Annotated in this window: 13 protein-coding genes; 11 read left to right on the top strand and 2 right to left on the bottom strand. The window is 69.2% G+C overall.

From position 1 onward, the window contains the following. Nucleotides 1–12 precede the first annotated feature (12 nt). Entirely contained in the window at nt 13–1,869 is a 1,857-nt protein-coding gene (locus tag D187_RS47700) for a HEAT repeat domain-containing protein (RefSeq protein ID WP_002624471.1), read from the top strand. A gap of 40 nt (nt 1,870–1,909) precedes the next feature. Here the strand turns inward: D187_RS47700 and D187_RS47695 are convergent, their stop codons facing one another. Next, nucleotides 1,910–3,286, bottom strand: coding sequence for a carotenoid oxygenase family protein (locus D187_RS47695; RefSeq protein WP_002624470.1), 1,377 nt, complete (start codon nt 3,284–3,286; stop codon nt 1,910–1,912). A gap of 103 nt (nt 3,287–3,389) precedes the next feature. Here D187_RS47695 and D187_RS47690 point away from each other — a divergent pair, with 103 nt between their 5' ends. The 10 genes from D187_RS47690 to D187_RS47650 all read left to right on the top strand — a co-directional run bounded on the left by D187_RS47690 (nt 3,390) and on the right by D187_RS47650 (nt 12,479). Further along, nucleotides 3,390–4,058 (top strand): TetR/AcrR family transcriptional regulator, encoded by a 669-nt coding sequence (locus D187_RS47690; RefSeq protein ID WP_002624469.1) that lies wholly within the window; start codon nt 3,390–3,392, stop codon nt 4,056–4,058. After that, complete coding sequence (locus tag D187_RS47685; RefSeq protein ID WP_002624468.1) at nt 4,048–4,620, top strand: CPCC family cysteine-rich protein; 573 nt, start codon at nt 4,048–4,050, stop codon at nt 4,618–4,620. Before D187_RS47690 ends, D187_RS47685 begins: the two co-directional genes overlap by 11 nt. Nucleotides 4,621–4,718: 98 nt before the next feature. After that, entirely contained in the window at nt 4,719–4,949 is a 231-nt protein-coding gene (locus D187_RS56200; RefSeq protein WP_020918764.1) for a chloromuconate cycloisomerase YkfB1, read from the top strand. 133 nt (nt 4,950–5,082) lie between these two features. Beyond that, the gene (locus tag D187_RS47680; protein WP_002624467.1) at nt 5,083–5,916 is read left to right on the top strand and encodes an ABC transporter substrate-binding protein; all 834 of its coding nucleotides are present in this window, start codon (nt 5,083–5,085) and stop codon (nt 5,914–5,916) included. Nucleotides 5,917–5,968: 52 nt separating this feature from the next. Continuing rightward, on the top strand, nt 5,969–6,664 hold the full coding sequence (locus D187_RS47675; RefSeq protein ID WP_002624466.1) for an amino acid ABC transporter permease: 696 nt from the start codon (nt 5,969–5,971) through the stop codon (nt 6,662–6,664). Between the two features lies 1 nt (nt 6,665). Next, complete coding sequence (locus D187_RS47670) at nt 6,666–7,364, top strand: amino acid ABC transporter permease (RefSeq protein WP_002624465.1); 699 nt, start codon at nt 6,666–6,668, stop codon at nt 7,362–7,364. Then, nucleotides 7,361–8,116: an amino acid ABC transporter ATP-binding protein gene (locus D187_RS47665; RefSeq protein WP_002624464.1), complete on the top strand. Its 756-nt coding sequence runs from the start codon at nt 7,361–7,363 to the stop codon at nt 8,114–8,116. Before D187_RS47670 ends, D187_RS47665 begins: the two co-directional genes overlap by 4 nt. A gap of 214 nt (nt 8,117–8,330) precedes the next feature. Then, the gene (locus D187_RS47660) at nt 8,331–10,790 is read left to right on the top strand and encodes an acylase (RefSeq protein WP_081714142.1); all 2,460 of its coding nucleotides are present in this window, start codon (nt 8,331–8,333) and stop codon (nt 10,788–10,790) included. A gap of 94 nt (nt 10,791–10,884) precedes the next feature. Beyond that, nucleotides 10,885–11,904, top strand: coding sequence for an SRPBCC domain-containing protein (locus D187_RS47655; RefSeq protein ID WP_043435612.1), 1,020 nt, complete (start codon nt 10,885–10,887; stop codon nt 11,902–11,904). Nucleotides 11,905–11,939: 35 nt separating this feature from the next. Then, complete coding sequence (locus D187_RS47650; protein ID WP_002624461.1) at nt 11,940–12,479, top strand: GNAT family N-acetyltransferase; 540 nt, start codon at nt 11,940–11,942, stop codon at nt 12,477–12,479. 126 nt (nt 12,480–12,605) lie between these two features. On the opposite strand, the gene D187_RS47645 is transcribed toward D187_RS47650, so the two are convergent. After that, entirely contained in the window at nt 12,606–13,331 is a 726-nt protein-coding gene (locus tag D187_RS47645; RefSeq protein WP_002624460.1) for an SCE4755 family polysaccharide monooxygenase-like protein, read from the bottom strand. Between the last annotated feature and the right edge of the window lie 139 nt (nt 13,332–13,470).

Below are 13,470 nucleotides of genomic sequence, written 5' to 3'. Positions count from 1 at the left end.
CGGAACCTCCTCATGAACCCGCGCAAGGCGCTCGTCGTCGGCATCCCGCTGGCGCTGCTCTCCCTCCTCGCCCTCTGGACGGGTCTGGGCTCGCCCACTCCCGCCCAGGACTCCTCCTCTTCCCCCGCGCCCTTCCGCCTCCACGTTCCCACCGGACAGCGCTGGACATACCGACTGGACTATGAGGCCCAGACCCAGGTCCAGCTCGCCGGGCCCCAGAAGGATCAGGCGCTGGCCGGAGGACTCCACCTCGTGGGGGACCTGGTCCTCCGCGGTCAGGGGACACGCGGCGGCTCGTGGCTCGTGGGTCTGAGGCTGGAGAACCTCCAGCGGCACTCGCTGCGGGTCTTCGGCCAGGAGGTCCTCCCGGACACGGCCGCCGTGGAGGCGGTGTTCGGCGGACGCGAGGCGGTGCTGGAGCTCAGCGAGGAGGGCCTCGTCCAGGCCGTCTCCTTCCGGGAGGAGGACCCCTCGCTCTTCAAGAACACCGTGCAGACCCTGGTGGGAGAGCTCCAGGTGGTGGTGAAGGACGGCGCCGCGTGGACGGTGGAGGAGGGCACCTCGCGGGGCCGCGCCCTGACGGAGTACGAGCGGCTGGGAGAGGACGCGTCGGGGGTGCGGCTGCTCAAGCGGCGCACGCGGTACACGGAGCTCCGGGGCCTGGGGCAAGACGGACGCGTGCGGCTCGCCTCGCGCTTCGAGGTATCCCTGGCCCACGAGGGCCTCTGGGAGCGGCTCGTGGGCCAGGAGACCGTGGAGCGCCTGGGCGTGAACGGTGAGCCCACGGCCTCCACCCAGGTCCGGGTGAGCCTGGTGCGCGGGTCCCACGGCCATGTCGAGCGGGAGGACTCCGCGCGGACGGCCGCGAACCAGCGGCTGGCGCCAGGCGTCCTGGTGGTGGACCCCAAGGTACGGGCGCAGATGCTGACCCAGCAGGTGGATGGCATGACGGCCGAGCGGCTCTTCGCCCTGCTCGAGCTCCACGCCAACGGGGGCGTCCTGCCGGATCACAACCACTTCCTGCTCCAGGCCACGGGACTGCTGGAGCAGCACCCCGAGCTGTGCGCGAAGATGGTGGAGCTGTTCCAGCGACCCTCGCTGGACACCCGGGGCCGCGCGTTGGTGTTGGATCTGCTCGCCGGCACGGGCACGCCCGAAGCCCAGGCCGCGCTCGTCCAGGCGCTCTCCACGAAGGAGGCGCGGGGCGACGCGCGCTATCACATGCTGCTCAGCCGCCTGTCCCTGGTGAGCGAGCCCACCGTGGACACGGTGCGCTTCGCGGAGCGGACCTACGGGGCGACCCAGGGAGACCTCCATGTGTCGAGCGCCTACGCGCTGGGCGCGACCGCTGGAGCGCTCTACCGTCAGGAGCAGTCCCTCGAGGCCCTCGCCGCGGTACGGCGTCTGGCCTCGGACCTGGGCGAGGCCCGGACGCCCTCGGAGCAGAGCCACCTGCTGCTCGGACTGGGCAACGCGGGAATCGCCGAGCAGACCCCGCTCATCGCCCGCCATGCCGGCTCGTCCAGCGCCGAGGTGCGACGCGCCGCGGCCAAGGCGCTGCGGAAGATCCAGACGCCCGAAGCGGCCAGCACCCTGATGTCCCTGGTGGCGGACGCGGAGGCTCCCGTCCAGGCCGCGGCGATGGACTCGCTGGGCCGGCGTCCCCTGGACTCGGACACCCTCGTGCGGCTGCGTGATGTGGCCCTGGCCGGCGGAATGAAGACCGAGAATTATCATCCGCTCGTGTCTTTGGTGGCGCCCTACCTGCAAACCGAGCCGACCGTGCGAGATCTGCTGGAGTTCCTGCTGACCCAGGACGTACCGGACCGACAGATCCGCTCACGCATCCGCGGCCTGCTGGAGACCTGACGCGGTCTTCCACCCTGGAGTCGAATTCCGCCAGGGTGCTTCAGCTCGCGGCGGCGAAGCCCCCGTGGAACGTCACGGGGATGGGGTGGTCGAAGTGCACGGTCGCCACGGGACCGTCCTCGAGGTGCTGTCCATCCAGGACGGCGACATAGGAGTGGTCGCTCTTCGCGTCGTAGACGAGGTCGAGCACGAAGGCGTCATCCTCCGCCTCGCCGCGCGGCACGAGCACGGGCTCGCTCGGCACATGCCCGGCCGGCACGGCCCACTCCGCGCCGCTCCCGCCGTCGAGCGCGATGCGCGTAATCCCCGGGTACTTCCGGTCCGCGCCCTGGCGCTCGGTCTGCGCGAAGAGGGTGCCGTAACGCGCCCCGTGCACCCGCGGGTGCAGTTGAGGGAACTCACAGGGCGTGTCGAAGAGTTTCGTCTCACGCGTCCTCCCGGTCTTCAGGTCCAGGTGCAGGCGCGTCAGCAGCGGGGGCGGTCCCTTCTCCTCGGTCTCGCCGATGCCGTCGAGCGAGAACTCCGGGTAGCGGCACAGGTCGATGCACGGACCGCCTTCCTCCTCGAAGGCATTCGCGAAGTGCCAGGTCCAGAAGGCATCGAGCTCGAAGGTGCGTGGCCTCTGGATGTCGTCCAGGGGGACGACGATGAGCCGCGCTCCGAGCTCCGGCTTCCACTGGAAGAGCTTCGTGAAGTCGGCGAGGCCCATCATCGCGCGCAGGAGATTGAGCTTCACCGGCCCCAGGAAGAGGATGAGGTGCCGCTCGGTCGCGATGAAATCGTGCAGCATGGCCTGCCAGGGCGCCTCGACCGTGCCGAGCTTCGAGGGGGCTCCCTCATCCGGCAGCGCGTAGAGGTCGATGAGCATCTTCGGGCCGTAGCGCACGCCGAAGTTGAACGTCGTCCGCAGCGAGGCGACGCGGTGCGGGTGCGCGGAGAAGGCGCCTGTCACCACGCCCAGGTCCGTGGCCTCGAGCGTGTCCAGCGTGCCCGGGTCCATCTCCTGCAACAGTCCCCCCTCCATCAGCGCGAAGAGCCGGTCCTGCCACCAGAAGGTCGAGGTGTTCCCCGTCGTCTTCGCCGTGGCGGCGCGCGCGGCGCGCATGCGGTCCAGCCACGAGGCCGCCGAGTTGAAGAGAAACCGCCCCGCCTTCTCCTCCGCGCGGTAGCCGGCGCTCTCGACGATGCGGCAGGCGCCCCGCGCGCCACCGCCCTCGAAACGCACCGCCGTGATCGCTCCGTCCGCCTCGAACGCATGCGAGAGGCTCGCGCCGAAGCGCTCGAAGAGGCCCGGTCCCGCGCGGAAGAGCGTGCCCCGAAGCGGCTCGGGAAGCCGGCCCTCGACCCGCAACGGCTCGAAGCCGTGGGGCCGCGAGAGGGACCGCAGCAGAGGACTCACGGCGTTCTGGCTGCTCATCGACACTGCTCCTCGGAAGGGTGGACCCGCGACTGGATTGAAAGTAAGTGAGTCTTACTTACTTTGCAATGGACTTCGATTCCGGTCCAATCCGGTGCCACTCATGACTCGAAAGACGCCCACGCGCCCCTACCACCATGGGGACCTCAAGCGCGCCCTGCTGGAGGCGAGCCTCGAGCTCATCCGCGAGGAAGGCGTGGACGCGCTCACCGTGGCCGAGGTCGGCCGCCGCGTTGGCGTGTCCTCCGCGGCTCCCTACAAGCACTTCGCGGACCGCCAGGCGCTGTTGGGCGCGCTCGCCAAGGAGGGCAACCGGCGGCTCGGCGAGGCAATGGTCGCGGCGACACAGGGGAGCACCGATCCGCACGAGGCCTTCCGGCTCTCGGGCGTGGCCTACATCCGCTGGGCGGCGGAGAACCCGGCCCTCTACCGCATCGCGACGGATCCCGCGCACGTCGACTACACGGCGACGTCTCATGACGTCGATGCCCCGGAAGCCCTCAAGGGCTCCATGGAGACGTTCTGGCCGGAGCTGGCGGCCCTGGTGCGCTCGGGCGCCGCCCTCCCCGCCTCCCATCCCCTGGTTCAGCAACTGCAAGGCCGCGCCCTGGCTCAAGGCATGGCCAGCCTCTTCGTCAGTGGCGTCTTCGCTTCGCTCGGCATCACCACCGCGGACGCGGAGCGGATTGCACGGGCGGTGACGGGGGAGGACGTCCCAGCCACGCCGCGCCGGAGCCATCCCCCGCCGCGGAGGGGTTCCAGTGCGACGTGAACAGCTCGTTCGGCTCATTGCCCGGGAGGTGGTGGCTCGCCGCCCTCCGCACGAGAAGCTGTCGGGGCTGTACGAATACTGGGGCTGGGACGAGGACTCGCCAGACTGGTGGCGGCTGCCCTCGTCGGTCCGCCAGGAGATGCTCCAGCGCCCGGGCTCTCCGCCGAAGCTGTGGCGCTCGACCTATGACACCTTCTTCGAGATTGCCGAGGAAGAGGCACGCAAGCTGGTGCGCAACGAGGCGCTGCTCGCGGAGGCCAGGGAGCTGGGAGTCGAAGTAGACCGTGTCGAGGGGGCCCCCGCGTCCGCCGAGCCCTGCCCCTGCTGCGGCTTTCGCACGTTCGAGTGGCGTGGGGAGTACGACGTGTGTCCCGTCTGCTCGTGGGAGGATGACGGCGGTGAGGATGCCTTCGATGACGGGCCCGAGAAGCTGGCGCGCTTCAGCTCGCCCAACCACATGACTCGCGCGGAGTACCGGAGGCAGTACGAACGCCAGCGTGAGGAGGCTCTCCACTCCGGCGATCCCGAGCGCCTCCACAAGTACGAGCGCTTCCCACGGTAGAGCCCCCTCGAAACCAGGCCTCCCAGGGCGCACGATGCCCAGCCTATGCGGCGCACTTCGCACGGCATGGGCTGTCCCAGGCGCGCTTCATCGTCCTCATGCAACTGCAGCGCGAGGAGGAGGGCCTGCGTCCCGCCGAGCTGGCCGAGCGCACGGGCGTCACCCGCGATGACCGGGTTGCTGGACGGGCTGGAGAAGGAGGGCCTCATCCTGCGCCGGGCCCATGCCGAGGACGGACGCATGTCGGTGACGTGCGCGAGGGCGTGGAAGGGGGCGGCGGCTTGTCCCGGGAGATGCTGGACCTCGAGGAACTCCACGCCCCCGCCTAGGGGGGCACGCCCTCCGCCCCCGCATCGACTGTTGCCTGTTGGGCTTTTCGCTGCCCCGGGCTAGGCTGGCTCCCCCCCCAATCGTGCCGCCCCCCTCCCCTCGTGCGGCGCCTCCGGCCCGAAGGAGATGTCCATGATGTTGAAGCGTTTGATGTTGCTGGTGGCAGGTGCCCTCTCGCTGGTTCCGTTGTCGCCGGCGCACGCCGACCAGTTGCAGGACATCAAGAAGAAGGGCGAGCTGGCTTGTGGCGTGCTCGGTACCGATGAGCCTTTCAGCTTCATCCAGGATCCCGCCAGCCGCGCGCTCGTCGGCTACGACGTGGACCTGTGCAACGCGGTGGCGAAGAGCCTGGGCGTGAAGCTCACCCTCAAGCAGCTGGCGGTGTCCGCGCGTCTCCCCGAGCTGCAGCAGGGCCGCGTCGATCTGCTGGCCGCCTCGCTCACCCACAACAAGGAGCGCGAGGCGCTGATCGACTTCTCGCTGTCCACCTTCATCACCGGTCAGAAGGTCCTGGTGAAGAAGCAGAGCGGCATCACCCGCCTGGACCAGCTCGCTGGCAAGAAGGTGCTGACGGTCAAGGGCTCCACCATGGAGCAGAACATCAAGAAGGCGGTGCCGACGGCCGTCATCATCTCCTTCGACAACAGCCCGCAGGCCTTCCTCGCGCTGCAGCAGGGCAAGGGCGTGGCCTACGTCAACGACGAGACCTCGCTGATCGACGACTTCTCCAAGCTGGGCCCCGTGGCCAAGGACTACGAAATCCTTCCCCACAACCTGTCCACCGAGCATCTCGCGCTGGGTCTGAAGAAGGGCGAGCCCGCGTTCCGGGAGCAGGTGAACAAGGTGCTGCGTGACCTGGAAGCCACGGGTGAGGCCGAGAAGCTGTTCACCCGGTGGTTCGGCCCGACCACCAAGATGAAGTTCCCGAGCCGCCCGTTCAAGCTCGAGACCGACAAGATCGACTGAGCCCGGCGGATGGCCCGCCCCCGACGGGGCGGGCCGTCGTCCCGAGCGGCCCATGAACTCATTCGATGTCTCGCTGCTGCTGTCCGGCCAGTACCACGACTGGCTCGTGAGCGGCTTCGCCCTCTCCATCAAGCTCGCGTTGATCACGCTGGTGATCGCCCTGCCCCTCGCGCTGCTCGTGGCGGTGCTGAGACTCGCGCCGCTCGCGGTGCTGCGGGCGGTGGGCGTGGTGTTCGTCGAGGCGATCCGCAACGTGCCGCTCCTGGCGCACATGCTGTTCTGGTACTTCGGCGCGCCGGAGGTGCTGCCAGAGCCGCTCAAGGCCTGGCTGTACGAGCGCGACGTCGAGGCCGCCAGCGCCGTGATCGCGCTGGTGCTGTACACCGCCGCCTATATGTCGGAGGACATCCGGAGCGGCATCCGCTCGATTCCCAAGGAACAGATGGAGGCCAGTCGCGCGCTCGGTTTCAGCTTCCTCGGCGCCATGCGGCTGGTGATCCTCCCGCAGGCGCTGCGCCTGACGGTGCCCCCGTTGATCAGCCAGACGCTCAACCTGTGGAAGAACACCAGCATCGCCATGGTGATCGGCGTCGCCGAACTGATGTACCAGGCCCAGCAGGTGGAGAGCGCCAGCTTCCGCGGCTTCGAGTCCTTTGCCTTCGCCACCGGGGCCTACCTGACGATCTCCCTCGCCATCACCGGGGCCTCCGCCTGGTACCACCATCACCATCCGGTGCGGAGCGCCTGAGATGTGGGAGATCCTCCAGACCTACTGGCTGTACTACTTGATCGGACAGTATCCGGACGGTCCGCTCGGGGGCCTCTCGCTGACGCTGGCCCTGGCCGCGCTCGCCCTGGTGCTCGCCTTGCCGGTCGGCATCGTGCTCGCGCTGTGCCGCCTCTCACCCTACCGCCTCCTGCGCTGGCCGGTGACCGCCGTGGTGTACGTGGTGCGCGGCACGCCGCTGCTGATGGTGGTGTTCTGGGCCTACTTCCTGCTGCCGACACTCACCGGGCACACGACCGACCAGTTCAACACCATGCTGGCGGCGCTGGTGATCTTCGACGGCGCCTACCTCGCGGAGATCATCCGCGCCGGCATCCAGGGCATCCCCAAGGGCCAGATGGAGAGCGCCCGCTCGCTCGGGTTCGACTACCTGCGGGCCATGCGGCTGGTGATCCTCCCGCAGGCGCTGCGCAACATGCTGCCCTCGCTGGTCAACCAGTTCGTGTCGACCATCAAGGAGACCTCGCTCGGCTACATCATCAGCCTCGGCGAGGTGTCCTTCGTCGCGACCCAGATCAACACCCAGCTGTTGACCCGGCCGGCCGAGGTCTATCTGTTGCTGGGGCTCACCTATTTCGTGCTGTGCTTCAGCCTGTCGCGCTTCGCCTTCTGGCTGGAGCGGCGGTTGGCCGCGGGCGCCGCACACCCGGGAACGCGATGATCAAGCTCGAGAACGTCAACAAGTGGTACGGCGACTACCACGCCCTGGTCGACATCACCGAGGAGGTCTCCCGGAGCGAGGTGGTGGTCGTGTGCGGCCCCAGCGGCTCCGGCAAGTCCACGCTGATCCGCACGATCAACCGGCTGGAGCCGATCCAGAAGGGCCGCATCCTGCTGGACGGCCAGGACATCTACGGCCAGGGCGTCGACGTCAACGCGCTGCGCAGCCGCATCGGTTTCGTCTTCCAGCAGTTCAACCTGTTCCCCCACCTCACCGCGCTGGAGAACTGCACGCTGGCGCCGACCCACCTCCTCAAGCTCCCGCCGAAAGAAGCACACGAGCTGGCGATGTCGCTCTTGAACCGCGTCGGGCTCGCGAACAAGGCGTCCGCCTACCCCGCGCAGCTCTCCGGGGGACAGCAACAGCGGGTGGCGATCGCCCGGGCGCTCGCGATGAACCCGCCGGTGATGCTGTTCGACGAGCCCACCAGTGCGCTCGACCCCGAGATGGTCGGCGAGGTGTTGCAGGCGATGAAGGGGCTGGCGCGCGATGGCATGACCATGGTGGTCGTCACGCACGAGATGGGCTTCGCCCGGGACGTGTGCAACCGCGTGCTGTTCATGGACCAGGGCCGCGTCCTGGAGCGCGCCACGCCGGAGCGTTTCTTCAGCCGGCCGGAACACCCGCGCGCGCAGAAGTTCCTGGCCGACGTGCTGTCTCCCTGGCAGGGCATTCCCGACACGAGCCCCTGAGGGACAGACGGGAGCGCACCCGGCCGGACTCGCCGGGGTGCTCTGGCCCGCGGAGTTCTTCCAGGCCGGCGAGGATGCCTCCGGCGGCGAGCCATTGGCGACGTCGCCTGCTCCTGGGGTTCGGGTCTGTTCGAGAGAGGTGTTCGCATCGATTCAGATACTCCTTGGTAAATTGAACGGGGGCGACGGCGTCGCTACACTCGGAGTCATCCCCATGCCCACCGACTCCTCTTCGGACTGCTTCGTACGGTCTGACGCGTCCGCGCGTCCGCCTCGCTGGCCCACCCTTCTCCTGTCCCTGGCTCTGGTGGCCTCCACGGGCTGCCCGGATCCGGAGCCGAAGCCCCCCGAGCCCGAGCCCCGTTACCGGGCCACCATCCGCCGCACCGCCCACGGCATTCCCCATATCAGCGCCTCCAACCTCGGCGGCGTGGGCTTCGGTCAGGGATATGCCTTCGCCCAGGATCATGCCTGCACCCTGGCGGATCAGCTCATCAAGATTCGCGGCGAGCGCGCCCGCTTCTTCGGGGCTGGCCCCGGGGACACCCACCTCTCCAGCGACTTCGCCTACCACGCCCTGGATCTGCTCGAGCGCGGCCGGGCCGGCCTCGAGGCCCAGCCCGAGGACTCGCGTCAGTTCCTCGAAGGGTTCACCGCCGGCCACAACCACTTCCTGGAGAGCACCGGAGCCACTCGGTTGCCCTGCGCCGGGAAGCCCTGGCTGCGCCCCCTTGGCGCGGACGAGATGGTGGCCTATCTGATCAACATCTCGCTGACGGCCAGCGGCTACCGCCTCGTCGACGCCATCGCCGCGGCGCAGCCCCCCAGCCCCAAGGGCGAGCAGTCCGTACCGCCCGCGCTGCCACCGCGCGAGGAGGCGGGCCTCGCCAGCAATGGCTGGGCCCTGGGCGCCGAGCGCACGGCCAACGGGCGCGGCATGGTGCTGGCCAACCCGCACTTCCCCTGGGAGGGCGAGCTGCGGCTGTGGGAGAGCCACCTCACCGTGCCCGGCCAGCTCGACGTCTATGGCGTCTCCCTGCTCGGCGTGCCCGGTGTCGTCATCGGATTCAACCAGGACGTGGCCTGGACGCATACCTTCTCGTCCGGCTCGCGCTTCACGGCCTATCTGTTGAAGCTCGTGCCCGGCAAGCCCACCACGTATGTGTATGAGGGTCAGGAGCGGCAGATGACGGCCCGGACCTTCACCCTCCCGGTGCTGCAGCCCGATGGCTCGCTGAAGGACGTCTCCCGCACCCTCTACAGCAGCCACCATGGACCCCTGCTGGCCCTGCCCGGCCTGGGCTGGACCGGCTCCGTCGCCGTCAGCTACCGCGACGCCAACCTCGACAACACCTCCTTCTTCACCCAGTTCCTGCGCATGGGACGGGCCACCAGCCTCCAGCAGTTCCAGGAGGTCTTCGCCACCGTGCAGGGCAGCCCCTGGGTGAACACCATGGCCGCGGATCGCGAGGGGAACGTCTGGTACACGGATGCCTCGTCCACGCCCAACCTCAGCGCCGAGGCGTTGACGAAGTGGCAACAGGCCGTCGCCACGCCCGGCTCGCCGCAGGCCGCGCTGCTGGCCCAGGGCTTCGTGCTGCTCGACGGGAGCACCGCCGTCAACGAGTGGGTGGTGGAGCCCGGAGCGCGCAGCCCGGGGCTCGTTCCCTTCGCCCGGGTGCCGCAGCGGTCCCGCCGCGACTTCGTCTTCAACGCCAATGACAGCTATTGGCTGGCCAACCCCGCGCAGCCCCTGGAGGGCTTCTCCCCCCTGCACGGCTTCGAGCGCGTGCCCCAGACGGCCCGCACCCGGATGAACCTCGTCGCGCTCACCGAGGTGCGCGAGGGAGGCGCCTCCGGCGCCGATGGCCGGTTCACCCTCGAGGAGCTGCGGGCCACCGTCCTCGACAACCGCGGCATGACGGCCGAGTTGCTGCGCGCGCAGGTGGTCCAGCGCTGCCAGGGCAACCCCACGGGGAGCGCTCGGGGCCAGGCCGTGGACCTCACCCAGGCGTGTGCCGTGCTGGCGGCGTGGAATGGCCGCTACGACACGAGCAGCGTGGGCGCTCCCCTCTGGCGCGAGCTGATGGGCATCTACGGCACCGCGGCCCTGCAGAACGCGGGCACCCTCTTCGCCACGGCCTTCTCGCCCGCTCAGCCCATGGAGACGCCGAACACGCTCGTACCGGCGCCCGCGACGGGAGCGGATCCGCTGCTGGACAAGCTGGCCGAGGCCGTGCTGCGACTGGGGGATGCGAGCATCGCGGTGGATGCGCCGCTGGGCCAGGTGCAGTTCACCCCACGAGGTGGCTCGCGCACGGCCCTCCATGGTGGCGTCGCGGTGGATGGCACGATGAATGTCGTCAGCTACCGCGTCCTGCAGTCCACCCTGGACGGGCCGACACCGCGCGGCACGGTCATCAATTCCACGTCGGGCCTCACCACCGACGGCTACGTCATCAACTATGGGACGAGCTTCCTCATGGCCATGCACTACACCGACAGCGGCCTGGAGGCCCAGGCCCTGCTCACCTACGGCGAGTCCGAGGACCCGTCCCACCTCAACGACCAGCTCCAGCTCTTCGCCCAGAAGCAGTGGCGGCCCATCCTCTTCTCCGAGCAGGAGATCGCCAGCTCTCCGGTGCTCGAGACGACGACCGTCACCCGGGATTGAGCCGAGCGCATCCCATGGACCAGGGACGTCGCGGTGGCGCTGGAGGCGCTGGAGGGAGACAATCCGTTCCGAGAACACCCGGGGGCCGAAAACCATGGCGACGAAGCGTAGAGGTGTGCAGCCCATCGACGCATACCTGGCGGGACTGGAGAACCCGGCGGCGAAGAAGACGCTGGGGGCGCTGCGCATGCAGTTGCGCAAGCTGCTTCCGGGAGCGGTCGAGACCATCAGCTACCAGATGCCCACCTTCAAGGTGGACGGGAACGCCGTGGCCGGCTTCGCCTTCTTCAAGACCCACTGCGGCTACTACCCCTTCAGCGGCGGCGTGGTGCCGGCGCTGAAGGAGCAACTGGACGGCTACACCACGTCGAAGAGCGGCGTGACCTTCCCGCCCGACAAGCCGCTTCCGGCGAAGCTGGTGAAGACGTTGGTACAGGCACGGCTCGCGGAGATCGCCGCGCGCGGGAAGAAGCCCTCGGCCGTGAAGAAGAAGGCGACCGAGAAGAAGGCGCTCGTCACCGACCGCGTGACGGACAGCGCCGTGAAGGAGGCGACCGGGCGGGACTGGAAGGGGTGGATGCGCGCGCTGGACGCGGCGGGGGCGGGCGAGCTGAACCACAAGCAGCTCGTCGCGCACCTGGCCCGGGAGGTGGAGTCCACGTGGTGGCAGCAGTCCATTGCCGTGGCGTACGAGCAGGCCCACGGCAAGCGGGTCGTGGGCGAGACGGCGGCCACGGGCTTCCAGGTGGGCGTCGTGCGCACGCTGCCGCTGCGTGCCGATGAACTGTGGGAGCGGATTGCCACCCAGGCGGAGCGGTGGCTCGGTGCTGGCGCGAAGCTGACACTCGAGCCGGGAGCGGGCTACGAAGTTCCCAAGCGCCGTGGAGCCTCCGGCGTACGCGGCGAGGTCCGGGTGGTGAAGCCCGGGCAGCGCATCCGCATGACCTGGCAGCCAGATGGCTGGAAGAAACCCGCGACGCTGCAGCTCACCCTGGTGCCCAAGGCACGAGGCGCCTCCCTCCACGTGCACCTGGAGAAACTGCCGGACGCGAAGGCCCGCGAGGCGATGCGCGAGCACTGGTCCCGGGTGCTCGAAGGACTCCTTCGCGAGTAGTGTGGGGAGGGTTCAACCCCCAAGGAGTGGAGCCCGTGCCCGCCATCGACATTCCCGCCATCGACACCGAGCGCCTCACGCTCCGCGGCCCGCGACGCGAGGACTTCGAGGAATCGTTCGAGATGTGGGGAGACCCACGGGTGACCCGGTACATCGGTGGCAGGCCATCCACGCGCGAGGACATGTGGTCCCGGCTGCTGCGCTACGTGGGCCACTGGGCGGTGATGGGGTATGGGTTCTGGGTGGTGCGCGAGAAGAGCACGGGCCGGTTCGTCGGCGAGGTGGGACTCGCGGACTTCCGGCGGGAGATCGAACCCTCGTTCGAGGGGGCGAAGGAGGCGGGCTGGGCGCTGTCTCCGTGGGCGCACGGAAAGGGATTCGCCACGGAGGCGGTGAGCGCGGCGCTGAGGTGGGCGGACGGCGGGTTCGGTCCGGAGCGCGTGGTGTGCATCATCGACCCGGGGAACGAGGCGTCCCTCAAGGTCGCGCACAAGTGCGGGTTCCGTGAATTCGCACGCGGCTCGTACAAGGGCGAGCCGACGCTGATGCTCGAGCGGGTTCCCGGCACCAGGTGAGCGGGCGCGGGAGACAGGCTTCGAATCTGTCTCCCCTGCCACGGTCCGAGACAAGCCAATCCCAGTCATCCGCCGCGAGTGTCACCATGCGGTCATTCCAGCCGGAATGCTGAGCCCCGGCGCCGCTCAGGCGCGGCGGCGGCGGACGAGCCCGAGCGCCAGCATGATCAGGCCGGCGGCCGGTGCGGCCGCGGTGCCGGGAACGCCGCCGAGCTGACAGCCGCCGCCACTGCCGGGCCCGTCGCTCGGCGGGACGCCGTCGCCGCCCGTGCCGCCGCCGTCTCCAGGCGGGGCGATCGTGACGGTGGCGCAGTGGTGGTAGTAGCAGCCGCCGGGATTGTTGATCGCGTGGTTCGACATGAACTGGGTGATCTGCAGCGTGCACTTGTCGCAGGTGAAGTCCTGCGGCAGTTGGACCTGGACCGTCTGCGGACCAGAGAGCTTCGAGGAGTGCACGAGCAGGCCGTCGGCGAGGAGCGGCAGCGTCGGGTTTTCGTTGATGGGCGTGCTGCCGCACGGCGTGCTACCGGGGGTGACCGGCGGGTCGGGGGGCAGCGAGTTCATGTCCTGGGCGATCGAGACGCGGTAGTGGCCGGGGTGGAAGATCGTCTCGGTGAGGGCGATGGTGATCATCTGCCCCGGGCGGTAGGTGGTGACCGCGCCGGTGGGCTGGGCCGTCTGCCCGGGGTCGGCCTGGCCGCAGGGCTCGCTCTTCTGCGGGTTGCCGAGGAAGTCTTGCTCCGCCCAGCTCGCCGGCTGCTGGATGCTGAAGTGGGCGCGCGCCGGCGCGGCGGAAAGGAGGAGCGCCGTCGACGCGGCGATGAGGGAAGGGGTCAGGGATGGTTTCTTCATGGGGTTTTCTCCAGGCCCGAGAGCTGGCGGCAGCCTACCTCGCAACGGAGACAGGCCCTAAAACCTTGTGTCGACGCCGACCCACCATGCCGCCTTCTCCTGGGCAGGAGATGACCCGGTTCCCGATCTGGATTCCTGG

It is taken from the genome of Cystobacter fuscus DSM 2262 (genome assembly GCF_000335475.2).
GTDB classification, from domain to species: Bacteria; Myxococcota; Myxococcia; order Myxococcales; family Myxococcaceae; genus Cystobacter; species Cystobacter fuscus.
This window is presented reverse-complemented; position numbering and strand designations above follow the sequence as displayed.

Excerpts from the sequence above, each read along its gene's own strand:
- D187_RS47700 (WP_002624471.1), top strand. The coding sequence starts at position 13 with ATGAACCCGCGCAAGGCGCTCGTCGTCGGCATCCCGCTGGCGCTGCTC.
- D187_RS47695 (WP_002624470.1), bottom strand. The coding sequence starts at position 3,286 with ATGAGCAGCCAGAACGCCGTGAGTCCTCTGCTGCGGTCCCTCTCGCGG.
- D187_RS47690 (WP_002624469.1), top strand. The coding sequence starts at position 3,390 with ATGACTCGAAAGACGCCCACGCGCCCCTACCACCATGGGGACCTCAAG.
- D187_RS56200 (WP_020918764.1), top strand. The coding sequence starts at position 4,719 with ATGCAACTGCAGCGCGAGGAGGAGGGCCTGCGTCCCGCCGAGCTGGCC.
- D187_RS47680 (WP_002624467.1), top strand. The coding sequence starts at position 5,083 with ATGATGTTGAAGCGTTTGATGTTGCTGGTGGCAGGTGCCCTCTCGCTG.
- D187_RS47675 (WP_002624466.1), top strand. The coding sequence starts at position 5,969 with ATGAACTCATTCGATGTCTCGCTGCTGCTGTCCGGCCAGTACCACGAC.
- D187_RS47670 (WP_002624465.1), top strand. The coding sequence starts at position 6,666 with ATGTGGGAGATCCTCCAGACCTACTGGCTGTACTACTTGATCGGACAG.
- D187_RS47665 (WP_002624464.1), top strand. The coding sequence starts at position 7,361 with ATGATCAAGCTCGAGAACGTCAACAAGTGGTACGGCGACTACCACGCC.
- D187_RS47660 (WP_081714142.1), top strand. The coding sequence starts at position 8,331 with ATGCCCACCGACTCCTCTTCGGACTGCTTCGTACGGTCTGACGCGTCC.
- D187_RS47655 (WP_043435612.1), top strand. The coding sequence starts at position 10,885 with ATGGCGACGAAGCGTAGAGGTGTGCAGCCCATCGACGCATACCTGGCG.
- D187_RS47645 (WP_002624460.1), bottom strand. The coding sequence starts at position 13,331 with ATGAAGAAACCATCCCTGACCCCTTCCCTCATCGCCGCGTCGACGGCG.